The following is a 23081-nucleotide window of genomic DNA, read 5'->3' on the forward strand; positions in this document are numbered from 1 at the left end:
AATTACATAATGTTTTTTTATAGGTTTAAAAAGATATTTGGACTATTTGCATACTGGAATTCATTATCGAATGGTTTTATACATAAGTTGCATCGATATGCTTGTGTACTGGATGTACGCGGCTTGAATAATGATATTTATAATGTAAAGTTTATCAGTTTTTAGAATGATAAACCTCGTTTTATGATAATAAAGAAAATGCTATGATAAAACAATACAGAAATAATGGATATGGAACAGGTGGATGGTTTAACTTCCAGTTTATACCAAACTTCGGCATCTGCTTCAACATCTGTTTTCTGTTTTTCCTTTTTAAGTGGAAAAAGGATACCTATTATATTCTTTGGTATTTTTATATACTAACATCGAAGGAGGTACGAATGGAAAATTATAACAAACGATGGATTGCGATTCTGTATTATTTTCTTGATCATAAAGATATTGCCAATGGCGATAAGATTGCCTTGAGCGTTGGTGTATCCAGCCGAACGATCTGCAATGATATTAAAGAACTTAACACTCTGCTTGTTCAATATGATGCAGAAATCGTATCAGAAATAGGCATCGGCTATTTTCTTAAAATCAATGATAACCAAAAGTTTCAAAACTTCCTAGAAGAAATAAAAGCTGCGGAACGCTTTCGTCCATTAAAAAACATTGTACCTTCCAATGCGGATGAACGTATCTGGTACATTACATCACAGCTGTTGATTCATTCTTTGAAGGAAAAAGATCTGCTTACCACAGACATGTTGGAAGAACAGCTTTTTATCAGTGATTCTACCTTGCATAAAGATTTACAGATAATCAAAACAATCTTAAAGGAATATGGATTAAAGATCAGTAATACGAAACAGGATGGTTTACATATCGTTGGAGATGAAGCCAAGATACGCTTTTGCATTTCACAATATGTCTTTAATGCAAAGAGCAATGTCATTCAATATTCCCAAGCTTTTTATGAGGATATCTTTGATCATCGCGATATTGAAATTATTAAAAATATTTTAACCAATGCCATCATTCAATATGATTTAAAGTTAACGGATATTGCTTTTAAAAATTTAAATATCCATACATTGATTATGCTGAAACGCAGTAAGGGAAAACAGCATGTCATGTACAACCATGAGGATATACAGATGCTGAAAAGTTCAAAGGAATATCAATGTGCTTATGCGATCATCACAAACATCAGTAAAGAATTAGGTATCTCCCTAATGAATGAAATTTTCTATCTGAGCCAGCATCTCATCGCCAGTCAGAAGTTCTTTATTGAGAATGTCGATGATGATTATCAGTATAAGGATATCGTCATTCATATTCTGGAAGAAATTAAAGAAACCATGCACATTGATTTGGCAGATGATTTACAGCTGATTAATGGATTGGCAATGCATTTGAATACGGCGATGCAAAGAGTTCATTTTGATATGAATATTCGCAATGAATTCATCGATATTTTGAAAAATTCTTATCCGTTAGCATTTGAGCTTGCCACTATCGCAGGCAGAACGATTGAAAAAAGTTATGCATTGTTACTAAGAGAAGCAGAAATCGGCTTTCTGACCATTCATTTTGGGGCATCTTTAGAGCGCAAAGGATTTCATAACGATGTACAACCTCAGCAATCTCATCCACGCATCAAAGTGGCTCTTGTCTGTATTGCCGGTGTTGCGATGGCGTTGCTGCTTAAGGAAAAATTAATCCGTAAATTTGGTGATGTGTTGGAAATCGTCAGAACCAGTCCTGCACAACAGGTAGATGAAGCCTTATTAAATGCCGTTGATCTCATTTTGACGACGGTTGATCTAAGCAATCTGCACAGCAATAAAATCATTAAGATCGGTTTATTTCCGGATGAAGATGATTTTAAGATGATCTCACAAGTCATTCAAAAGGATAGCGAGGCGGAAGCAATCGATTATACGACCATCTTTAGAAAAGAACTATTCTTTACCAAACAGCAACTGCATGACAAGTATGAAGTCATTGAGTTTATGGCAAATGCCTTGATGAAGAAGGGGTATATCGATGAAGCAGTAAAAGCTTCCATTTTTAAGCGGGAAGAGATCTTCACAACGGAAATGGGGGGATTGATTGCTATACCACATGCCATGCTGAATGATATTGAACGCTTTGCGGTATCCATCATGGTCTTAAAGAAACCAATTCTTTGGGATAAGCAGAAGGTACAAGTAATCTTTCTGTTAAATATTCCAAAGAAGAAGTATCAGATATGGGAGCGTGTATTTAAAACGTTATATCACAATCTGATCTTAAACGCCGGTGTGAATAAACTGATTAAGCATCAAAATTATGAACAGTTTATTGCGGATATGCAGTTGAATGTTGATACAGATGGGTGAACAAAAACATAACAGGGAAAGAAACGGGGTGTTAGATTTGCGTTTATTGAATAAAGAAAGAGTAGCATTGCAGGTCAGGGTAAAGGATTGGAAGGAGGCAGTTAGAGTTAGTGGCCAGTTGCTGGTTGATGTAGGATCGATAGAATCCTGTTATATTGATGCCATTATCGAAAATATGCAGGAATATGGACCTTATTTTGTATTAGCACCAGGTGTTGCCATGCCCCATGCAAGCTGTTCTTCCGGTGTCCATCAGGTAGATATCAGTGTGGTGACGCTAGCCAATGAAGTGGCATTTATGGATTCTTTAAATAATCCGGTCAAGCTGGTTATCTGTCTGGCAGCGACAGATAATAATTCGCATATTGAATTATTAAAAAAGGTTTCGCAAATATTGTCAGATGAGACATGTGTACAAAGGGTAAAACATGCCAAGACGGTAGAAGAAGTACTGACGATATTTAATTCATGATAAGGAAAGAAGGATGAAGAATGAAAATAGCATGTGTTTGTGCCATGGGATTAGGCAGCAGTCTTATTCTGAGAATGACGGTGGAAACCGCATTAAAACAATTACATATGAAAGATGTCGAGGTTGAGGTGGTAGATACCTCGACTGCCAGAGGATCACAGGCCGACATTATCGTATCTTCGCACAGCTTCTGTGAACAGCTGAGTGATATGGGAGTAGCCATGATTGAAGTTGTCAATTATACGGATGCGAATTATATCAAGGAACAGCTGCAAAAGATATTGTCTGCACAATAACAAAAAAAGCAACGTATATGCATATACATTCGTAATCATGGGGGAGTGTTGTAACTCGTATAAGAGTATAAAACAAATGGTATCATCAAAATAGTAAGATGATGATTGCATTATCTTCAACAAAACAATTACCATTGTGCGTAGTTGTTTTCAGATAAGTCAAAAACCCGAAAATAAGGGATGAGGAGGATTTGTATGGACTTAATGATGAATATTCTGACTTCGCTGATTTCACAAGCGGCGGTTTTGGTAGCATTAATGAGCTTTATCGGTTTGATTGCGCAAAAAGCACCATTTGAACGTGTCATGACCGGTACACTTAAAACATTTCTGGGCTTTCTGGTAATGTCACAGGGTGGCACGATTATTACTGGTATGTTAAATCCATTAAATGAAATTATGATGGAAGCCTTTCACATTCAAGGGGTCATTCCTGTCAATGAGGCAATCAGCGCGATTGCGGCAGAACAATTTGGTACCCAAATGGCATTAATCGCCTTCTTCGGTTTGATCTTGAATATGATATTAGCCCGCATTACTCGCTTTAAATATATTTTCTTAAGTGGCCATCATACGATTTTCATGGGTGCATTGACTTCCGTTATGTTGAGCGCCTTAGGATTAGAGCCGGTTGTTGTTGTCGTAATCGGTACCATTATCGTCGGTGTCTTAAGTGTCATAACGCCAGCCATTTCTATGCCATTTATGCGTAAGGTTACCGGGGGAGATACGATTGCTATGGGACATTGGGCAACAACCAGCTATGTCGTAGCAGGATTTGCAGGTAAACTTCTCGGTGGGGACCCTGAAACAACTTCAACAGAAAAACTAGAGTTCCCAAAATGGATGAGTTTCTTCCGTGAACCTGTCTTGTTAATGGGCATTGGTGTATTCTTAGTAACTGTTATCTCTTGTATTTTTGCCGGCGCCCCATTTGTAGCGAAGTATGCCGGGGATACCAACATGGTCGTTTGGGCCTTTATTCAAGGCTTCACCTTCAGTGCCGGGGTTACGGTTATTCTTACCGGTGTGCGTATGATCTTAGCGGAACTTGTTCCGGCTTTTAAAGGGATTGCCGAAAAAATTGTTCCGGATGCTATTCCTGCTTTGGATTGTCCAACCGTCTTTACCTTTGCACCAAATGCGGTCTTAGTTGGTTTCTTCGCTTATACAATTGGTCAGCTGATTGCTTTCTTTATCTTCTTGCAATTGGGCATGACCGTCATTGTTCCTACTTTATTACATAGCTTCTTTATGGGTGGTACAGCAGCTGTATTCGGTAATGCGACTGGTGGAAAACGCGGAGCTTTCTTTGGTGCCTTAATTGCCGGTATCTTGAATAACATTCTTTGTTCTATGCTCTTCCCGGTTTTCGGATCTTTGGGATTCTCAGGTACGACCTTCGCAGATACAGACTTCTCCATCATCGGCTTATTGATTTACTCAATTGGTAAAATGTTTGGATTAGCATAACCATAGTGTAAGGAAAGGATAAGATTATGGAAAAAACAATATTTGCAACCAATTTTGAACGATTAAAAGAAAGTGTGAATACAGCAGGAAGAGAATATTATGAACCAGCAGAACAATGTGCACGTCTGACAGCTGAGGCTTTCTTGCAAGGGAATAAGCTATTACTATGTGGAAATGGCGGCAGTGCTTCTACAGCATCTCATATTACCAACGATTTTATAGGACATATGAAAAACTGGGAGCGTGATGGATATCCGGCAATTGCATTAACCGCTGATATTTCCGTGCTAACGGCATTATCAAATGATTTTGGTTATGATCAAGTATTTGCGAAACAGGTAGTTGCTTTAGGAAAACCAAAGGATGTGTTATGGGCTTTTAGTGGCAGCGGTAATTCACAAAATATTCTGCTTGCTGTCAATAAAGCAAAAGAGAAACAGATGAAAACAGTCGTTTTTACAGGTAAAAACGGTGGGAAATTAAAGGAGCTAGCTGATGTATGGATTCCTGTGAACACAGATGAATTAATGCTTGCTGAGGCTTTGCATCTGTTTTATATACACAGCATTGCCGAAACAATCGAACAGATCATTTCTCCCTTATAAAATAACTTTGGCGCTTGTTATTGTAAGGGGTAAAACAAGCGCCAATTCATACGAGGGGAAAAGGAAGGAGCATTATGTATAAAACGTTAAAAGAAGTAACACAGACAGCAACACAGTTAAATATGACCATTGGTGCTTTTAATACACATAATCTGGAAATGATGCCGGAGATGATCCGCGCAGCGAAAGAATTAGGCGTTCCCATTATCATTCAAACAAGCATTGCTACGGCAAAATATATCGGATATAAAGTGATGGTAACGGTAGCGAAAGAAATGGCCGAGGATGAAATGGTAGATGTATGTTTGCATCTGGATCATGCCAAGGATTTTGATGAAATTAAAGCGGCGATTGATGCAGGCTTCTCCAGTGTAATGTTTGATGGTTCGGCACTGCCATTTAAAGAAAATATTGCGAAAACGAAAATGGTCGTTGCGTATGCTCATGCCCATGGTGCATCTGTGGAAGGTGAACTTGGAACCATTGGCGGTACAGAAGAGGGCATTTGTGTCAGTGAGGATGATAAAAAGTATACACGGCCACAAGATGCAGCTATCTTTGTTAAGGAAACAAATGTTGATGCTTTGGCGATAGCCATCGGTACCAATCATGGGCAATATCAATCAAAAACAGAAGTGAATATACCTTTATTGAAGAAGATTCATGCGGCAGTCGATATTCCGCTTGTTCTTCATGGGGGAACCGGTGTGAAAGAAGAAGATTATCAGGAATTGATTGATAATGGAATCCGTAAGTTTAATGTCGGAACTGAATTGCTTGTGAATTGGACACGTGTTGCTAAGGAAAAATTTCAAGAAACGGAAGTAAACAAATCTTTGCGTCATAACATCATACCGGCAAACATGGCAGTCAAGGAAATAGTGAAGCATAAGGCGGGATTATTCATGAATCTATATCGTCCATTGCAAAGCAAATGATATGAAAAAGTATTTGATTTTGATTGCCGGCTGTCCGGCAACAGGGAAAAGCTATCTTATTCGGGAAATAAAAACCATGTTTCCTACGGTATTTACGATTACACCGGACGAAGGTAAGGAAATGCTGGCTGATGCGATAGGGTTTCATTCAAAGGAAGAAAAAAAAGCTTTAGAAAAAAGAGTATGGCGATTTTATTATCGTGTCTTAGATACGTATATGGAAGCTGGCAAACAAATAATCGTAAGTGAATATCCATTCAGTGATAAACAAAAACCATGCTTACAGGCCTTGAGTGAATTATATGGTTATCAAGTAATCACAATACGGTTAATCGCTGATTTTGAAATATTGTGGCAGCGACGAAGAGACCGCGATTTGCATTCTGATATTCATTTGTGTCATATCATGACGCATTATCGATATCAGGATACATTACAGGATCATCGTTTGGCTGATGATCTGATCACCAAAGAAGCGTTTAAAGCCATAATCGAAGAACGTCAGTACAATGCTTTTGCGCTAGGTGAGCTGCATGAATTTGATGTCAGCGATTTTACGAAAGTTGATTATCAACCATTCCTAACCGCATTAAAACGACGTATAGAAGAAAATGATAAGGAGGCAGGAGCATGAAAAAAAGTCGAATCAAAGATCTTGTTACAGGAAATATAGCAGAAAAACTATATCAAATAGCACATTCTAATCAGTATCCTACGTTAATATGCTTGTTGGCTTATGCATTTTATTATGTGGATCTATTCCTGTTTTATATCTTTGCGCCCTTTGCCCTTGGTGGTTTTAGCTATTTGTTTTATGAAAGAAAAAACTATATCATGGCGGTGTTTGCCTTCTTCTTGTTTCTATGTACATGCCTTTTTGTATATCAAAAGCTTACAAATAGGATACAACAAAAGACGATGAAGGCGCAAAGGTGAAAACAAAACTACGCTTTGCTTTCATGAACAGTTGCCGATTACTATTCTCATATGCGCTATGTTGTGTTATAGGTTGTTTCAATAAGGGATAGGATAAGGGTATGGATAAAACATAGCAGTGTATAATTATCTGCGCTATCCTATAACCAACATAATTTCTTTAGGGTTTACATACAATGAAGATGGTACGGTTGACATTGTTGTATAGTATTGACGGATATCCATGAGAATTGTCATGAATTTCTTAATTTTTCGTGAAGCCGCTTGCTTTTTTCTTTTAGAAAAAGGTAAACTGTGAAGCAGAAAACCATCATGATGGCGAATTGCTGATGAAGGAGGTGGCATTCATGAAGAAACAAGGATTGACGGTTGTCATATCGCATGCGGATAGTACATTGGGACAGCGCATGACACGCATTCTGGCAAGACATGGTGCCGAAATGATCTTATTGTATCAGAAGTTTGATCCTGCCTTACGATTAGCTGAAAAGGTTTATGCTTGTGGCAGTGATTGTGTAATGATATCCTTGGATAATGAACCTTATTATGAATTATGCAAAACAATGGATGCATTACGTACAGATGATATTGCACGACAATTTATTTATATTCATTAATAAACAGTGTTTCCGTTACCAAATCATGAAGAGATCAGACGACATTACCTATGGTTTTCTGATCTTTTTTCATTTTAGCAGAAAGGGAAAAATTCATTAAAATAGTAATCTTTTTGTAAAGATAACTTAACGAGAAAAGATTAAATTTCTTATGAAAGAATCAAATATGAATGATTCAGCATGGGTTGTCTGACAGGCTGGTAGTAGAAGCAAAAACATGTTGAAAGGTGTCACATGATGTTTAACGCAAACAAACATCCTTTCTATGATAAAAAAACATATGTAATATCTTGACGGCACAAAAAGAACATGATAAAGTGTAGACAGTTATATGACTGACGGAAGTGGAATTGACCACATGGAGTATAATGGTAAAGCAGGGCCGACCGTCTGGGCGAAAGAGTCCAGGATGTGTATAGGCTCTTTTTCTTATTTTTGGGATAGCAACAAAAGCGATAAAAGCCTATCGTTTCAATTGCAAATCCACGTAAAAATCCGTATAATGAAACGGTAATAAGGAGGTATGTGAAATGAGCATAGAACGCAAAGAATGGGAAGGCTTTGAAGGACGTATCTGGAAAGAAGAAGTCAATGTCAGAGATTTCATCCAGAACAACTATAAACCTTATGATGGTGATGAGTCTTTCTTAGCAGAACCAACCGAAGCTACAAACAAGCTATGGGGCGAATTACAGAAATTACAAAAAGAAGAACGTGCCAAAGGCGGCGTTCTGGATATGGAAACAGAGATTGTTTCTTCCTTGACATCCTATGGCCCAGGATATATATCAAACGAATTAAAAGATTTAGAAAAGGTTGTCGGTTTGCAGACAGATAAACCTTTAAAACGTGCCTTTATGCCTTATGGCGGAATCAAGATGAGTGAAGAGGCATGTACGACTTATGGCTATGAGCCAAGTGAAAAATTACATGAGATTTTCCATGAATATCATAAGACACACAATGATGCTGTCTTTGATTGCTATACACCAGAGATGCGTTTGGCACGTCGTAATAAGATTGTAACCGGCTTACCGGATACTTATGGACGTGGTCGTATCGTCGGTGATTATCGTCGTGTGGCATTGTATGGTATTGATTATCTGATTGCCATGAAACAAAAGGATAAAGCAAACTGTGGCTGTGGAACCATGAGCGATGATATTATTCGTCAGCGTGAAGAATTGGCAGAACAGATCAAAGCTTTAAAGGGCATGAAAGAAATGGCTGCAAGCTATGGCTATGATATCAGTGGTCCTGCAACAAATGCCAAAGAAGCTGTACAGTGGCTGTATTTTGGATACTTGGCTGCCATTAAAACGCAAAATGGAGCTGCGATGAGCGTTGGTCGTGTATCTACTTTCTTAGATATTTATATTGAACGTGATATGGCCAAAGGTATCTTAATAGAAACAGAAGCACAGGAATTAATCGATCATATGACAATGAAATTCCGTATGGTAAAATTTGCGCGTATTCCTAGCTACAATCAGCTGTTCTCCGGTGACCCAGTATGGGCTACCTTAGATTTAGCCGGTTTGGGTATGGATGGCCGTCACATGGTCACAAAATCTGATTTCCGTTTCTTACATACCTTGGAAAACATGGGACCTGCACCGGAACCAAACTTAACGGTTTTATATTCCAGCAAGCTGCCACAAAGCTTCAAGGATTATTCTGCAAAGATTTCCATTGATACAAGCTCTGTGCAGTATGAAAATGATGATGTTATGCGTCCGGTTTGGGGCGATGACTATGCTGTATGCTGCTGTGTATCTGCTACGCAGACAGGTAAGGAAATGCAGTTCTTTGGTGCGCGTGCAAACTTAGCAAAATGTTTATTGTATGCAATCAATGGTGGTGTTGATGAAAAGACAAAAACACAGGTAGGGCCAGAATATCGCGGTATTACCAGTGAATACTTAGATTATGATGAAGTTATGCATAAATATGACAATATGATGGAATGGCTGGCAGATCTTTATGTCAACATCCTGAATCTGATTCAGTATATGCATGATAAATATTACTATGAAGCAAGCCAAATGGCATTGATCGATACCGATGTACGTCGTACCTTTGCGACAGGTATCGCCGGTTTCTCGCATGTTGTAGACTCTTTAAGTGCTATCAAATATGCGAAAGTAAAAACGGTTCGTGATGAAGATGGCTTAGTTGTCGATTATGAGATCGAAGGAGATTTCCCTCGTTATGGTAATGATGATGAGCGTGCAGATGAAATCGCTGTATGGCTGTTAAAGACGTTTATGGAAAAAATCGAAAAACGTCACACATATCGTAATTCAGAACCAACAACTTCTATCCTGACAATTACTTCTAATGTCGTATATGGTAAAGCGACCGGTGCATTACCAGATGGAAGAAAAGCCGGAGAACCATTATCTCCAGGTGCTAACCCTGCTTATGGTGCAGAACAGAATGGCTTATTGGCATCTTTAAACTCTGTGGCAAAACTGCCATATGAATATGCATTGGATGGTATCAGTAATACCCAGACAATCAACCCAAATGCCTTAGGTCATGATGAAAAAGAACGTATCGACAATCTGGTAAATGTCTTAGATGGCTACTTTGATCAGGGAGCACATCATCTGAATGTGAATGTGTTCGGTATTGAAAAATTAAAGGATGCTATGGAACACCCAGAAAAAGAAGAGTACGCAAACTTTACGATTCGTGTATCCGGATATGCCGTGAAGTTTATCGACTTAACACGTGAACAGCAGTTGGATGTAATCTCCAGAACTTGCCACGATCATTTATAAAAAAGAAGGAGGTCTGTTTTAAGTCGTTTGACTGCAGACCTTTCTTTATGGAGGATATGCATATGGAAAATGGAAAAGGCGCCATTCACTCAATTGAAACCTTTGGTTCGGTAGATGGGCCAGGAGTACGTTATGTAATCTTTTTGCAGGGATGTCGCATGCGCTGTCAGTTTTGTCATAATGCGGATACCTGGAAAATCAAGGAAGGCAGTGAAACCGCAGAAGAAGTCTTGCGGAAAGCTTTGCGCTATAAACCTTACTGGAAGCATTCAGGTGGGATTACGGTGAGTGGGGGAGAACCGTTGTTACAGATTGATTTCTTATTGGAACTTTTTAAATTGGCGAAACAAAAAGGCGTACATACCGTAATTGATACCTGCGCCAATCCTTTTACTAGAGAAGAACCTTTCTTTTCTAAGTTTCAAGAGCTGATGCAGTATACGGATCTTGTATTGCTGGATATCAAGCATATCAATCAAGCGAAACATCAGCAGTTAACCGGCTGGGGCAACGATAATATCTTAGATATGGCACGTTATCTTTCAAGCATCAATAAACCGGTTTGGATTCGTCATGTCTTAGTCCCACAGCGCAGTGATGATGAAGAAGATCTGAAATGTTTGGATGCATTTGTGAAGACATTGCATAATGTCAAACGTTTTGAGGTATTGCCATATCATACACTCGGTGCTTACAAATGGAAAGAGCTTGGCATGGAGTACCCTTTAGAGGGCATTGAACCTCCAGATAAGGAAACGATAGAGCGAGCAAATACATTGCTGCATACCGCAGATTATCAAGACTATAAAAACATGTAACCAGATACAAAAGAGATAGCCATTCTTACTGGAGAATATTTTCTATAAGATGGCTATTTCTTTATTTTTATATTGTTTATGTTAACAACATTTTATTACTTTTTTATGTACTTGAAGAAGATAATGTTAGGATGATACCATTGAAAATATTATCGAAAGTATACAGATAGCAAAAAGTAAGCTAAAATGAAATCACATGTAAAGTTAAGGAAGTGGATATCATGGATGAGATCATCATTGAGCATGCCAATCAAGGGAATCTAAAGGATGTTTCTTTACGTCTTCCTAAGAATAAATTAATTGCTGTTACCGGAGTTTCCGGTTCTGGAAAATCAACATTAGCCCTTGATGTTTTATTCAACGAGTGTCAACGACAATATTTAGAAGCTTTAGGTATGCAAGGCATACAAAAACCAGCTGTGGAAAGGATTCAACATGCATGTGCTGCTGTATGTGTAAATGCTCAAAGCGGTAATCGCAATCCGCGCTCTAGTGTAGGAACAGCAACTAATCTGTACACGGATCTGCGTATGCTGTATGAAAAACTAGGTGTTCGAGAATGTCCAAATTGTCATCAGCTTTATAAAAACAGCGTCTGTGCAGAAGAAACGATACGCATAGAGGATGAATATATGACATATCAATATTGTCCTCATTGTCATGAGAAAGTACAAAAATTGATGCATACAGACTTTTCCTTTAATACCAGAGAAGGCGCCTGTAAGGATTGTGAGGGCATGGGCAGTGTCTGGGAAATCGATCTTGTACAGGTGTTGCATGCTGATCTAAGCTTATCACAGGGTGCAGTGACTTTTTGGAAGCATCGCTATCAATCGTATATGATAAGTCAATATGCAAATGCATTGGCATATTATGGTATCAAACAAGATTTAAAAGCAGCGGTTGCACAATATGAAGAAGCGGCATATCGTTTACTTGTATATGGCAGTGAGGATGAAAAATTTTTATCATATGTTAAAGATGAAGCAAACAGGGAAACAACAGCTATACATTTTGAAGGAGTATTTCCTTATTTATGGAGGAAATTAAAAGAGCATGAAGGAGTACCAACCAGTCTTGAGGCTTGTTATAAACGTTCTGTGTGTCCAAGCTGTCAGGGGGAACGTTTAAAGGAAGCATCCAGAGCAATTACGGTTCTTGACAAACGTTTACCGGAAATTGTAAATCTGACATTGGAAGAAATAGCTTGTTGGCTGCAAGCTGTACGAGCATCGCTAACACAAAATGAACATGCGCTTTGTGATGTTTATCTTTTGGATATGGAAACAAAGCTTCGACGTATACAAAAATTAGGCTTAAGTTATTTAACGTTGAATCGCAGTATGATAAGTCTATCCAATGGCGAAGCACAGCGTTTACACTTAGCATCACTGTTAGATGCAACAATGTCTGGTTTATTATATATTTTAGATGAACCAACGATTGGACTGCATCCGAAAGATACCGATGGCATCGTAGAGATTTTAAAGGATATGCGTGATTTAAGGAATACCGTACTTGTGATTGAACATGATGCAGGTGTATTACAACAAGTGGATCATCTTGTTGATATCGGTCCTAAAGCAGGGATTCACGGTGGGCAAATTGTGGCGCAGGGAAGTTTTGCGGAAGTATTGAAATGTAAGAATAGTGCTACTGCCTATGCCATGCAACATCTTACCAGTAAAGTACATGCATATCGAAAACCATCATCATATATCCAAATCACAAATGCCTGCCGACATAATCTGCAACATATGGATGTGCAATTGCCAATACATTTGCTATGTGGAATATGCGGTGTTTCTGGATCAGGAAAATCTACACTTGTATTTGATGTATTGGCAAAGGGGAACAAGCAAACAGAAGTAAATCGTGTAGAAGGCTTAGCACAGTTTGATCAAATGATTTGTATCGACCAACAACCACCGATACGTATGAAACGCAGCAATATTGCCACATTCACCAATCTTGCCACTCCTTTACGCAAGGTGTATGCCAAAACTAAGCAAGCAAAAGCATTGGGATTCACAGATGCTTATTTTTCCTTTAATTCAAAAAAAGGACGTTGTGAGCATTGTGAAGGCATGGGAACGATAAAAAGCCATATGTTGTTTTTTCAAGATCAGGAGGTTATTTGTCCGCAATGTCATGGCAAACAGTTTCAGGAACAAGTATTACGCGTAACCTATCATGGATATTCGATTCATGAGGTTTTACAGCTCAGTGTAGAAGAGGCGATAACTGTTTTTAAAGAGGAAAAAGAAATACAGAAAATCTTGCGACTGTTAGAGCACATCGGGCTAGGGTATGTAAAGCTGAATCAATCTTTAACCACGTTATCCCAAGGAGAAGCGCAACGTTTGAAGCTGGCAAGAGAGCTTTTGCAAACCAAAGGGAAACATAATCTATATCTTTTAGATGAGCCAACCGTAGGTCTGCATATGCAGGATGTGGAAAACTTTATTAAGTTATTGCAGGAATTGGTAGAAGAAGGACACAGCATTCTGGTGATTGAGCATAATGAGCAACTATTAGCAGCTTGTGATTATCTTATTGAGTTAGGACCTCAAGGCGGCGTTCATGGTGGACAGTTGATTGCTCAAGGAAGTCCATTAGCACTCTTACATCAAAATGAAAGTGTTATTGCACCATATTTAAAAAGGTTTATAAAGGATTAGGAAGACTAATGTCTGCGCCGTATCACTTTCTTGATGAAGTGTAGGATTTGAATGAAAGAACACGGTTAAGAAAAATACGATACTTTACGTTGATAAAATAGGATATACGCGCAATGTATGCGATACGTTACATAATGTTTGTTATGGTTGCTAGGAAAACAAAACGATTTATGATAGAGTATACGAGACATGAGGAGGTTAAGTTATGTTTCATGAAAACTTAAAGACTTTACGTATAGAAAAAGGGATGTCCCAGCAATTTTTGGCAGATCAGCTGCACGTGACAAGACAAACAATTTCAAAATGGGAAAGAGGAGTTTCCCATAGTTAAAGATACCACACCAAATATGACGAACCCACGCTTATACATTATCAGCCATAATAAAATGCAAGGATAGCAATTTGATACTGCTGTCCTTTTTGCATTTATGGATTAAACAAATAGATTTAGAACTCTTGTAGAACATGAGTATAAGGTTGTCAAGAAATAGTGTGTTGTTATTGGTCGGTCAACCGACTATGATATATGGTGAATATTTTGTAGAAGATTGAATGTCTGGTGACAGACGAAAAGCAGCATAAAGAATAGCGGTGAAATTCAAGCAAAGGAACCTTACATCAAATGTAAGTGGTGTATTTGTGCTTTGTGTAGTAAAATTTTAATTGTAAAAAAACATGAACAAAAAAGAGGTGTTAAGTATGGATTATACAAAAAAACTTTTAGAAGTACGCGACCTGCACAAAGCATATTCCAAAGAAGGTGTTCCCACAAAAGCACTAAACGGAATTACCTTTGATGTTCTCAATGGCGAGTATTTGGGAATTATGGGAGCCAGCGGTTCCGGGAAAACAACATTATTGAATTGTATTGCTACGGTCATTAAACCCACCTCTGGACAAATTTTGCTCTCCGGAGCGAATATAAGTGCTTTTGACGGTGCTAAGTTAGCGGAATACCGTGGAAATAGAATTGGTTATCTGTTTCAAGACTTTGCTTTGCTTGATAATTTGACAGGCAGAGAAAATATTCTGTTGCCCTTATCCATTCACAATATAGATATTTCCATAGCCGAAAAGCGCCTAAATGATATAGCCGGATTTCTTGGAATTACTGATGTTCTTTCAAAGTTTCCGGCGCAGATGTCCGGCGGTCAAAAGCAGCGTGTAGCCGCAGCCCGTAGTTTGATTTCTGACCCGGATATTATTTTGGCTGACGAGCCGACAGGTGCATTAGATACAAAAGCCGCGCGGCTGCTCATGGAAAAGTTACGGGAAGTCAATCAATCACAAGAACGTACAATTTTAATGGTTACGCATGACCCTAACGCAGCAAGTTTCTGTTCCCGCATTTTGTTCATACAGGACGGCGTTATTTTCCATGAATTGCGTCGCAAAGTTCCGACAGAAACACGGGAAGAATTTTATGCGCGCATATTACACGTAATGGCGCAAATGGGAGGAGGGAGCGCAAATGTTCTTTAACCTTGCATGGAGAAATTCCAAACGTAGCCGCAACGAAAATCTGATTTACTTTCTGACAATGGTAACGGCGGTAGCGGCATTTTACATTGTGCTTTCTCTCGGAGCGCAGGACGTGATACGCTTTTTAAGTAGCCTTGAAAGCGACGCCGTGGAACGGCTACTTACAAACCTTTTGCCTACTGTCTATGTTTGTGCATTATTATTTGTATTTTTCCTTGTAGTATTTGCAAATAAGTATCAGCTCGAATGTCGCAGTCGGGAATTAGGGTTATATTTGATGTTTGGTATGACAAAGACCCGATTATTTACGCAAATTATGACGGAGGGGCTTATCACTTCACTTGTCGCTCTTTTGGGTGGACTTATCTGCGGTGGTTTTCTATCCGAAGTTATCAGCCTTGCAACGGCACGTTTAGTCGGACACGGTATTATTGCACATCAATCAAGTTTTTCGTTAAGCGCAGTTTTCTTTACGATATTGGGATTTTTAATTATCCAATGTGTGGCGTTGTTTATACTATGTGGAAAATTGTTTAAGAAAGAAGTTCACCAACTGCTTTATGGAGAAATGGCAAAAAAACAACACACGGGCAGCACACACGGAAGTTTGCTATCCCTTGTAATTGGTACGGCAGTTTTACTTGTTGCATACTGGGTTGCCATAGAACACTTCATGGCTGGCGGTGGTGTAATGCTGCTTGTTGCTGTCCTGCTTGGAATTGTTGGAACAATTCTTTTTATCCGTGGCATTGCTCGGCTTTTAAGTATAGTAGCTGCTTCTAACAAACGTAAAGCGACAAATGGACTTTATGTATTTACTTTGCGACAGCTTCACGAAAATGTTGTTTATAAATATATTTCAATTAGTGTTGCGTCTATTCTGATGATGCTTACCATTATGTTTATTGCAAATGGTTCTGCAACTATTATGTCGCATGGGAATGAATTAACAAGAACTTCTGCTGTCTATGATTTTACAGTAATGGGCGAAGAACAGAATATTGAACAATACCTTTCCGACGAGCAAATGCGAGTTTATGTAGCTAATCTTAACCGTATGGAAACAGGGAACATGAAACGTCCTGCTTCCGGGGAAATGAAATCCTTTGTTGACTGGTCTGTATTAAGAAAAGAGATTGTTCAAAACTTGCCAGAGGGTGTAATAGACCCTGCTACACAAGAAGCTGCCAGTTACGAATTAGGCTCACATCAACCCGCAGCCCTTAATCTGCTTGGATTTATTGATACGGGGAGTGTTGCTCCTTATATGCTCCCAGTTTCATCATATAATCGCTTGTTGGAAGCCGCAGGAGAAAAGCAAATAAATCTTGAAAATGACGAAGCTGTTTTTTACCTCAACCCGGACTTTTTAGGGAAAGCACAGGAAGATACCATTGCTCTGTTAGACAGGATTGCAGAGAACGCACAGACAAGCGGTAATGCGTTGATTTCCATTGACAAAAAGTCAGTTACACTTGTTCCGTCTGTACCAATGAAAGGGCTTACTGCGGATGAAAATGTTAAAATTGTAACCGCGTTGATTGTTTCCGACGAGATATATCATAACTATGTAGACCCGGACACGTGTTCCGTATATTGGAATTTCTGTATTCCGAATGAGCTTGTAGAAGCAAATGGGCTGATGTTGTCCGTTATGGAAGCACGTGATTTGCTGAAGCCGTCCGGTCTGTATTACGAAAGCTATCTTGATAATTTCGGGCGACAGCTATTTTATCTTATCTCCGGGAGTTACACGACTTTATATATGGGCTTTATGCTATTGATTATTGCGTGTGCATTGCTTGCTTTGCAATTCTTAACACAAATGCAATCGACAAAATTAAGATATTTGACACTCTCAATTTTGGGTGCGCAACGCGAACAGATAAAGCGGTCAATTTATAAACAAGTTTTATGGTATTTCCTGCTCCCCCTAATGTTGGCTTGTATAAGCGGTACGGTTGGTCTTTATGCAATGCAGCAACATTTATACTCTGACAGCACAAAGATCGGGCAATCTTATCCGTTGCTGATTATTATGGCATTTACTGTCGTTCTTATTATGGCAGTTTACGGTGTGGCTGTTGCGCGGACAGCTACACGGGAAATCGGAAAAATAAATTACAAGCCTAATTCATAACAGGCTTACGTGAAAGGAGGTGGTCGTATTGGCACGAATTATGGTAGTTGAAGATGATGTTTATATGCGGGAAGAACTGACGGATTTATTGAGAAAGTCGGGGTATGAAACAGTTGCGTTATTTGATTTTGAAAACGCAATATCGGAAATTGCAGAGTATTCCCCCGATTTGGTTTTGCTCGACATAAATCTTCCATTTCATTCCGGCTTTGAAATCTGCAAAGAATTAAAAGCAAAGCAGATTGGAACAGCGTTGGTATTGACAGCAAGAGATAAATTGCAGGACGAACTTCACGCATTAGGATTGGGAGCTGACGACTACTTAACAAAGCCGTGTAATATGGAGCGCCTGCTTGCCCGCATTAAAAATTTATTACGACGCAAAGAGGAACAGATACGGCAAGGTTTACTGGACGGGAACGGATTTTTACTTGACCCAAACACCTTTACAATCTATGTGGGAAAGAGTTCTTCCCTCATGCCACCCAATGAGGGAAAAATATTGCTTGCGCTTTTGAAGAAAAGCCCTAATCTTGTTACCAAACATGAGCTGTGCAACGTGCTTTGGGGAACGGAAGAATACATTGACGAAAATGCGCTGCAAGTAACCTTTACGCGATTGAGGAAAACGCTCCGTGAATTTGGTCTTGAAGATCGGATAGAAACAGTACGCGGGCAAGGCTACCGCTTGAAAGAGCAGGTGCGATTATGAAGAAGCTAAAAATACTTTTAACATATATTTCCTCTAATCGTGTATGGATTATTACACTTGCCTGTTTGGACTTGTTCTTTATATTCCTTGCTTGGCTGGCTAATCCCGATTATTTTATCAACTATGTTGCATTGATAATTTTTGTATCATTTGCCGCACTTGCTATTCCTCTTGCTATATCAATCAGAAAACGCAACAGGGCAGACGTTATTTTTCGGCGTTTTCTATTGGAGCCGGACGATACCAACGAATACTTACTGTGTGAAGCTGTTCCCGCAGTATTACGCCCTTATATCTGTGAATTGGGGCAGCATTTGAGGACGCAGCAGGAATATATCAACGAACAGAAAATTACAGTTACAGATTATGAACACTACATTGAAAATTGGGTACATGAAATCAAAAAACCGCTATCCCTTATGACCTTGCTACTGGACAATCGAAAAGATGAAATGTCCCCTTTGGTTCATACCCGTATGCTGTATGTACGCGACCATACCCGACAGGATATAGAACAAATTCTATACTTTTCAAGGCTTGGAGCTACTCATAAGGATTACTTTTTTGAGCCGCTTTCAATTCTTGAAACTTGTCGTGAAGCAGTTGAAGATAATTTAACGCTTCTTGAAGAAGCCGGATTTTCTGTTGAATATACCGAAAACGATTATCAAGTGATTTCTGACAAAAAAGGTTTGATGTTTATTTTAGGACAGATAATCAGCAATAGTGTGAAATATGCGGGGAACAATCCTGCTCCCCGGCTTCTCTTTTCCATTGCTGATAGTGCGGATAGTGAACAGATTTCTTTATCTATTAAAGACAACGGCACAAGCATACCGTTGTCTGACTTACCCTTTGTTTTCGACAAGGGGTTTACTGGAGATACGGGCAGTTACCTTAGTCGTTCTACGGGTATGGGATTATACCTTGTTCAGAAAATGGCAACTGACCTGTCTATCACGGTGGAGCTAAAAAACAATTCTTACGGTGGAACAACCGTAACCTTGACGTTCCCGAAAGTGGATCGTCCATTTGGGAGGTAATGAAATGCAGTTACAAAACGAAACAATAAAAGAGCGCACGCCAATAAAAGGCTTGCTCATTGATTGGTTGATTATATTTGGAACATATCTTTTTATCCGTGTATTCTTCGCCCTCTTTGGGCTTCATCAGAATATTGTCCTTTTGGGCTGTTGCCTTGCGATATTGCCATATCTTTTGGGGGCAGTATATTTACAGAAATCCCACAAGCAATGTCCATTATGGCTTTCTGCATTGGCTATTTTAATACCGTCCATTGTTGAAAAGGTAGCGATATATTTATTTGGTGCGTACTTATACAATTTAAGCCCGATAAATGTTTTAGGAGTTATGGAAGCGATTAAGAGTAACGCGCCATACACAAACCTCATTAAAAATCAATCAGCACAGAATTTAATCAATCTATCATATTTTAATTGGACATACATTCTATGCAGTATAGCTATTTCTGTTTTGGTTATCTTGCTTTTACATCAGACAAAACAGAAAAGTAATAAAGGATAAAGAGAACTTTTTGAAATTGACATAGTATGAAGCATCTGCCACTCGACAGCAAAAGAAAAAAGCCGTCGTACAGCAGATATAAAGAGTTAATTGTGAGGTGAAAATATGGGAAATTAGCTGTATTTGATATATCTGAATCCGGCAGAGCGATTGGAGAAAAGTTGATACTTCTGCTTGATGAAAGGCAACAGGAGGAGCTTGCACAGTATCTTCTTGAAAGGACAACGAAAACAAGAACTGAAACTATGTGTTTTCACTTAAAGCACAACTGGAAGCAAGACAGTCCGCTTACGGAATTTCAAGAGGGCGATTTATACATCTGTCTGGAATACAGGCGTGTGATTGTTCATGAGCAGGAAATCGCCCTGACTATAAAAGAGTTCGACATCCTGCTTCTGCTCATTATGAACCCGAACCGGGTATTTACCTATGAGGTTATCATGGATTTGGTTTGGAACGAAGATTACACCTACTATTCCCGGAAAGCCATCAATAACCATGTATGCAATCTGCGGAAAAAGTTAAAGACAGAACCGGGCGATCCTGATTATATCAAAAGCGTTACCGGTATCGGATATAAATTTGCACTGCCATAAAGCTGACAAACATTTTTTAATAATCTGTCAGCTCCACAATTACATTACTCTGCTGATACAGCCAGTCCGTAAATTCTTTCGGGCTGGCTGTTCCTGTTTTTACAGCCTTTTTTCTCTGCAATGCTTCTTTCTTGAAGTCAGCAAAGGTAGCTTGTATTTTTTCCAGACGGTCAGCTGGAAAGCCGTTGGTATTCTTTGCCCGGTTGATTTTGTTGCGCCAGTTCTGGCACTCATTTTTATAAAGTAAATCATAGTTATTTTCTCTGGCTCGTTCGTCAAACTCCCGCTTGTTTTGAAGTGCCTGCGCCTTGCGGCATTTGTCGCTGCACAGCTCATACCGCTGGCTCTTTGCCAGAAAATATTTTCCGCAGACCTTACACTGCCGGAAGCATAGCCCCCAATCATTCAGTCGGTTCAGGTAATAGGTTATAAGCGGATAGAGGGACGCATAGGCAGACACACATTCTTCTGTGCGCCGGTTTTCCGGGAACCAGAGGTCAAGCCGGGTATCTTCGGACGGTGCGCCTTTGAAATAAAGGCTGCCAGCCTGAAAGCGTTTCGGTTTTCCTGTCTCCTTATCAAAGCTCATGGCTCCATCATGGAATACCCCGGTCAGGCTGCTCATTTTATCCATGAAGCGGTCACAGGCAGCGTTACGGTCACGGGGTTCTCTGGCAAGCAGATAACTGTTCCAGATACGGAACGCCACATACATTTTCAGAGGTTCATTGCTAAGATATTTCTTCCAGAGAAATTCGCTTGCCGCCTGTTCCAGCTCCGGCTGTTTCCATCGGTTGGAATGGAGGGCTTGACGCAGCGGAGAAAGCCCATATAAGTTCCATTCCCTGTCCGTGTCCTGCTCAAAATTTATCAGAAAAGTTCCCAGCGGGCGTGTCATATCACAAAGCACCTCTGCACTTTTGCTCCCGTCCAGCCGGAAGCGAATCTGCTGTTCTTCCCCAATCAAAATCCGTTCTTTCATTTTCTTTTTGTCCAGCGTCAGGACAAACAAAATCCTCTCAAAACACGGTTCATGCCGCACAAACTGGTTTTCCATTCTTATCCCCTGCCTTTGCTTATGGTAATTATATAATTCAATCATATCCGTTACACTCATGGTATCGCAGAAGTATTGTTTTGTCAAGGTTAGTTCGCTATGATGATTGCAGTTGGTAATTTCGTACTAAACAGTACCTTGACAAGTGAATGACCGTCCAAAAGGGATATGACCGGCAGGAGAAGTGACGCATCCAGCGCACCAATGCCGGGAAACGCCACAGGAATGGGGCAGTTACAGAGATGTAGCTTTTAGGATAACGGCTTTTGGGGAGAACGGCAGCAGGAAGCATTTTAACTTATTTGATTTATGGGAGGAACAGAATGAACGATAAAAAAAGATTGAGCAGCTATGACGATTTACCGCTGGTTCTGGATGTGGCAGACATCCAGCGGATTATGGGAATTTCAAGAGTGAGCGCATATGAGCTGGTACACACCCCCGGCTTCCCAGCGTTCCGCAGGGGCAGACTTATCAAGGTCAGCAAGATTGCTTTTTTTGAATGGATGGCAAAAGGCTCCGAGACCGTACCGAAAAGCAACAAATAAATGGAAAGTATCATTTCCTATCTGCAATACTGCCGCCTTTCCCAAAGGCGCATACAGAGGGAAAAAACCTTGAAAATGATACCGAAACGCTACACCAAACCCGCCTATCTGCGTACAGCGGATAGAAACGGAGAAAGGAGCCGGTTATGGCGAGAATGAGCAACAAGCGGCGGCTGGAATGGTCTTTCTTCTTAAATGACCGCACCCGTATCACTTACAACGAACTGTGCCGGAAATGCCAGCACCAATGTAAACAGAGCTTCCGGGTGGTTGTGGTTGACTGCCCGAAGTATCTTTCCAAGCGTTCAGCGAGAAAGGCTGACCGGGAAAAGGATTGATTTTTTGCAGGGGAAGCGCAGGAAGCCAAAAATCCCTTAGGAACTAAGGGCGCACTTCTATACATAGTCTAAAGACCATGTATCGTGCGTCCTGCGGAGCTTACCTCTGCCGCTGATAAAATCAGCAATCCGAGGTCTGCGTTCGCTTCGCTCCGACAAGGTGGCTACACCCCCTTGCGCCGCTAAAGCGGCTATCCCCTGTGTACCCGCCGCAAAGAGAAATCCGCTCTGCGGTTTTCCCTTTTCATCGGGTTTTATAGAAGCACTGACACACGGACTGTCTGCGGATGGTCTTTCTTTATCTTATCAGCAAAGGATGTGAGAACATGGAAAAATCTTTGGAACAGTTGAAGCAGGAATATGAAAAAACCACTGTCCTGCTGGAACAGGAAAAACGGAAAATGCAGCGTTTGAAAAACCGGCAGGCGTATCTGGAAAGCGGTTCCCGGAAACAGAGGACGCACCGGCTGATTACCCGTGGGGCAGCTATTGAGAGCATTGCACCACAGACAAAGGAGCTATCCGAAGCGGAATTTTATTCCCTCATGGAAAGCATTTTGAATCTGCCGCAGGCGGAGCATTTCATCCGGTCTGCCACAGAGAACCACGCCCGTATTTCCGGGCAGGAGAAAGGCGGTGACTAAGGATAGCACTTTATCATTTTTCAATCGC

General features: G+C 40.0%; 23 protein-coding genes and 1 riboswitch. Of the genes, 22 read left to right on the plus strand and 1 reads right to left on the minus strand.

What is annotated here, in order from left to right:
- Positions 1-380 precede the first annotated feature (380 nt).
- The 19 genes from LI241_RS05420 (at position 381) to LI241_RS05510 (ending at position 20466) form a co-directional block, all read left to right on the plus strand.
- Positions 381-2369 (plus strand): BglG family transcription antiterminator, encoded by a 1989-nt coding sequence (locus LI241_RS05420; protein WP_227151071.1) that lies wholly within the window; start codon positions 381-383, stop codon positions 2367-2369.
- Positions 2362-2841 (plus strand): PTS sugar transporter subunit IIA, encoded by a 480-nt coding sequence (locus LI241_RS05425; RefSeq protein ID WP_008978698.1) that lies wholly within the window; start codon positions 2362-2364, stop codon positions 2839-2841. The genes LI241_RS05420 and LI241_RS05425 overlap by 8 nt, the downstream gene beginning before the upstream one ends.
- 20 nt (positions 2842-2861) lie before the next feature.
- A complete protein-coding gene (locus LI241_RS05430; protein WP_008689536.1) occupies positions 2862-3137 on the plus strand; it encodes a PTS sugar transporter subunit IIB in 276 nt (91 codons plus the stop codon).
- Between the two features lie 195 nt (positions 3138-3332).
- On the plus strand, positions 3333-4610 hold the full coding sequence (locus tag LI241_RS05435) for a PTS ascorbate transporter subunit IIC (RefSeq protein ID WP_008689534.1): 1278 nt from the start codon (positions 3333-3335) through the stop codon (positions 4608-4610).
- Positions 4611-4636: 26 nt separating this feature from the next.
- Positions 4637-5215: an SIS domain-containing protein gene (locus tag LI241_RS05440; protein ID WP_008689532.1), complete on the plus strand. Its 579-nt coding sequence runs from the start codon at positions 4637-4639 to the stop codon at positions 5213-5215.
- A gap of 74 nt (positions 5216-5289) precedes the next feature.
- The gene (locus LI241_RS05445) at positions 5290-6153 is read left to right on the plus strand and encodes a class II fructose-bisphosphate aldolase (RefSeq protein ID WP_008689530.1); all 864 of its coding nucleotides are present in this window, start codon (positions 5290-5292) and stop codon (positions 6151-6153) included.
- Position 6154: 1 nt separating this feature from the next.
- Positions 6155-6787: a zeta toxin family protein gene (locus LI241_RS05450; protein ID WP_008689528.1), complete on the plus strand. Its 633-nt coding sequence runs from the start codon at positions 6155-6157 to the stop codon at positions 6785-6787.
- Positions 6784-7089: a hypothetical protein gene (locus tag LI241_RS05455; protein WP_008689526.1), complete on the plus strand. Its 306-nt coding sequence runs from the start codon at positions 6784-6786 to the stop codon at positions 7087-7089. The genes LI241_RS05450 and LI241_RS05455 overlap by 4 nt, the downstream gene beginning before the upstream one ends.
- 347 nt (positions 7090-7436) lie before the next feature.
- Complete coding sequence (locus LI241_RS05460; protein WP_008689523.1) at positions 7437-7706, plus strand: short-chain dehydrogenase; 270 nt, start codon at positions 7437-7439, stop codon at positions 7704-7706.
- Positions 7707-8027: 321 nt separating this feature from the next.
- Positions 8028-8109: riboswitch (ZMP/ZTP riboswitch) on the plus strand.
- A gap of 127 nt (positions 8110-8236) precedes the next feature.
- On the plus strand, positions 8237-10492 hold the full coding sequence (gene pflB, locus LI241_RS05465; RefSeq protein ID WP_008689521.1) for a formate C-acetyltransferase: 2256 nt from the start codon (positions 8237-8239) through the stop codon (positions 10490-10492).
- A 62-nt stretch (positions 10493-10554) separates the two neighbouring features.
- Positions 10555-11310, plus strand: a complete 756-nt coding sequence (pflA, locus tag LI241_RS05470; protein ID WP_008689520.1) for a pyruvate formate-lyase-activating protein — start codon at positions 10555-10557, stop codon at positions 11308-11310.
- Positions 11311-11531: 221 nt separating this feature from the next.
- A complete protein-coding gene (locus tag LI241_RS05475; protein WP_008689518.1) occupies positions 11532-13991 on the plus strand; it encodes an excinuclease ABC subunit UvrA in 2460 nt (819 codons plus the stop codon).
- 205 nt (positions 13992-14196) lie between these two features.
- A complete protein-coding gene (locus tag LI241_RS05480) occupies positions 14197-14322 on the plus strand; it encodes a helix-turn-helix transcriptional regulator (protein ID WP_226897025.1) in 126 nt (41 codons plus the stop codon).
- Positions 14323-14690: 368 nt separating this feature from the next.
- Positions 14691-15473 (plus strand): ABC transporter ATP-binding protein, encoded by a 783-nt coding sequence (locus LI241_RS05485; protein WP_055171313.1) that lies wholly within the window; start codon positions 14691-14693, stop codon positions 15471-15473.
- Positions 15463-17613: an ABC transporter permease gene (locus LI241_RS05490; RefSeq protein WP_055171315.1), complete on the plus strand. Its 2151-nt coding sequence runs from the start codon at positions 15463-15465 to the stop codon at positions 17611-17613. Before LI241_RS05485 ends, LI241_RS05490 begins: the two co-directional genes overlap by 11 nt.
- 19 nt (positions 17614-17632) lie before the next feature.
- Positions 17633-18325 carry a response regulator transcription factor gene (locus tag LI241_RS05495; protein ID WP_227151069.1) on the plus strand — a complete coding sequence of 231 codons (693 nt, stop codon included), beginning with the start codon at positions 17633-17635 and terminating at the stop codon, positions 18323-18325.
- A complete protein-coding gene (locus LI241_RS05500) occupies positions 18322-19368 on the plus strand; it encodes a HAMP domain-containing sensor histidine kinase (protein ID WP_055171317.1) in 1047 nt (348 codons plus the stop codon). The genes LI241_RS05495 and LI241_RS05500 overlap by 4 nt, the downstream gene beginning before the upstream one ends.
- Positions 19369-19372: 4 nt before the next feature.
- On the plus strand, positions 19373-19870 hold the full coding sequence (locus LI241_RS05505; protein ID WP_055171319.1) for a hypothetical protein: 498 nt from the start codon (positions 19373-19375) through the stop codon (positions 19868-19870).
- 161 nt (positions 19871-20031) lie between these two features.
- A complete protein-coding gene (locus tag LI241_RS05510) occupies positions 20032-20466 on the plus strand; it encodes a response regulator transcription factor (RefSeq protein WP_227151067.1) in 435 nt (144 codons plus the stop codon).
- A 16-nt stretch (positions 20467-20482) separates the two neighbouring features.
- Here the strand turns inward: LI241_RS05510 and LI241_RS05515 are convergent, their stop codons facing one another.
- Positions 20483-21523 (minus strand): DUF6076 domain-containing protein, encoded by a 1041-nt coding sequence (locus LI241_RS05515; RefSeq protein WP_055171321.1) that lies wholly within the window; start codon positions 21521-21523, stop codon positions 20483-20485.
- A gap of 323 nt (positions 21524-21846) precedes the next feature.
- On the opposite strand from LI241_RS05515, the gene LI241_RS05520 reads away from it, so the two are divergent.
- The 3 genes from LI241_RS05520 (at position 21847) to LI241_RS05530 (ending at position 23053) form a co-directional block, all read left to right on the plus strand.
- Positions 21847-22071, plus strand: coding sequence for a helix-turn-helix domain-containing protein (locus LI241_RS05520; protein WP_055171323.1), 225 nt, complete (start codon positions 21847-21849; stop codon positions 22069-22071).
- A 146-nt stretch (positions 22072-22217) separates the two neighbouring features.
- The gene (locus tag LI241_RS05525) at positions 22218-22409 is read left to right on the plus strand and encodes a hypothetical protein (protein ID WP_081021298.1); all 192 of its coding nucleotides are present in this window, start codon (positions 22218-22220) and stop codon (positions 22407-22409) included.
- A 326-nt stretch (positions 22410-22735) separates the two neighbouring features.
- The gene (locus LI241_RS05530; protein WP_008816380.1) at positions 22736-23053 is read left to right on the plus strand and encodes a DUF3847 domain-containing protein; all 318 of its coding nucleotides are present in this window, start codon (positions 22736-22738) and stop codon (positions 23051-23053) included.
- Positions 23054-23081 lie beyond the last annotated feature (28 nt).

This window comes from Longicatena sp. 210702-DFI.1.196, assembly GCF_020563125.1.
Taxonomy (GTDB): domain Bacteria; phylum Bacillota_I; class Bacilli_A; order Erysipelotrichales; family Erysipelotrichaceae; genus Longicatena; species Longicatena caecimuris.

Bases quoted from the DNA above. Each gene is read 5' to 3' on its own strand.
- pflA (WP_008689520.1), top strand. From the start codon at position 10,555: ATGGAAAATGGAAAAGGCGCCATTCACTCAATTGAAACCTTTGGTTCG.
- LI241_RS05530 (WP_008816380.1), top strand. From the start codon at position 22,736: ATGGAAAAATCTTTGGAACAGTTGAAGCAGGAATATGAAAAAACCACT.
- LI241_RS05420 (WP_227151071.1), top strand. From the start codon at position 381: ATGGAAAATTATAACAAACGATGGATTGCGATTCTGTATTATTTTCTT.
- pflB (WP_008689521.1), top strand. From the start codon at position 8,237: ATGAGCATAGAACGCAAAGAATGGGAAGGCTTTGAAGGACGTATCTGG.
- LI241_RS05500 (WP_055171317.1), top strand. From the start codon at position 18,322: ATGAAGAAGCTAAAAATACTTTTAACATATATTTCCTCTAATCGTGTA.
- LI241_RS05505 (WP_055171319.1), top strand. From the start codon at position 19,373: ATGCAGTTACAAAACGAAACAATAAAAGAGCGCACGCCAATAAAAGGC.
- LI241_RS05485 (WP_055171313.1), top strand. From the start codon at position 14,691: ATGGATTATACAAAAAAACTTTTAGAAGTACGCGACCTGCACAAAGCA.
- LI241_RS05435 (WP_008689534.1), top strand. From the start codon at position 3,333: ATGGACTTAATGATGAATATTCTGACTTCGCTGATTTCACAAGCGGCG.
- LI241_RS05520 (WP_055171323.1), top strand. From the start codon at position 21,847: ATGAACGATAAAAAAAGATTGAGCAGCTATGACGATTTACCGCTGGTT.
- LI241_RS05525 (WP_081021298.1), top strand. From the start codon at position 22,218: ATGGCGAGAATGAGCAACAAGCGGCGGCTGGAATGGTCTTTCTTCTTA.
- LI241_RS05475 (WP_008689518.1), top strand. From the start codon at position 11,532: ATGGATGAGATCATCATTGAGCATGCCAATCAAGGGAATCTAAAGGAT.
- LI241_RS05450 (WP_008689528.1), top strand. From the start codon at position 6,155: ATGAAAAAGTATTTGATTTTGATTGCCGGCTGTCCGGCAACAGGGAAA.
- LI241_RS05440 (WP_008689532.1), top strand. From the start codon at position 4,637: ATGGAAAAAACAATATTTGCAACCAATTTTGAACGATTAAAAGAAAGT.
- LI241_RS05425 (WP_008978698.1), top strand. From the start codon at position 2,362: ATGGGTGAACAAAAACATAACAGGGAAAGAAACGGGGTGTTAGATTTG.
- LI241_RS05515 (WP_055171321.1), bottom strand. From the start codon at position 21,523: ATGGAAAACCAGTTTGTGCGGCATGAACCGTGTTTTGAGAGGATTTTG.
- LI241_RS05480 (WP_226897025.1), top strand. From the start codon at position 14,197: ATGTTTCATGAAAACTTAAAGACTTTACGTATAGAAAAAGGGATGTCC.
- LI241_RS05455 (WP_008689526.1), top strand. From the start codon at position 6,784: ATGAAAAAAAGTCGAATCAAAGATCTTGTTACAGGAAATATAGCAGAA.
- LI241_RS05490 (WP_055171315.1), top strand. From the start codon at position 15,463: ATGTTCTTTAACCTTGCATGGAGAAATTCCAAACGTAGCCGCAACGAA.
- LI241_RS05445 (WP_008689530.1), top strand. From the start codon at position 5,290: ATGTATAAAACGTTAAAAGAAGTAACACAGACAGCAACACAGTTAAAT.
- LI241_RS05430 (WP_008689536.1), top strand. From the start codon at position 2,862: ATGAAAATAGCATGTGTTTGTGCCATGGGATTAGGCAGCAGTCTTATT.
- LI241_RS05460 (WP_008689523.1), top strand. From the start codon at position 7,437: ATGAAGAAACAAGGATTGACGGTTGTCATATCGCATGCGGATAGTACA.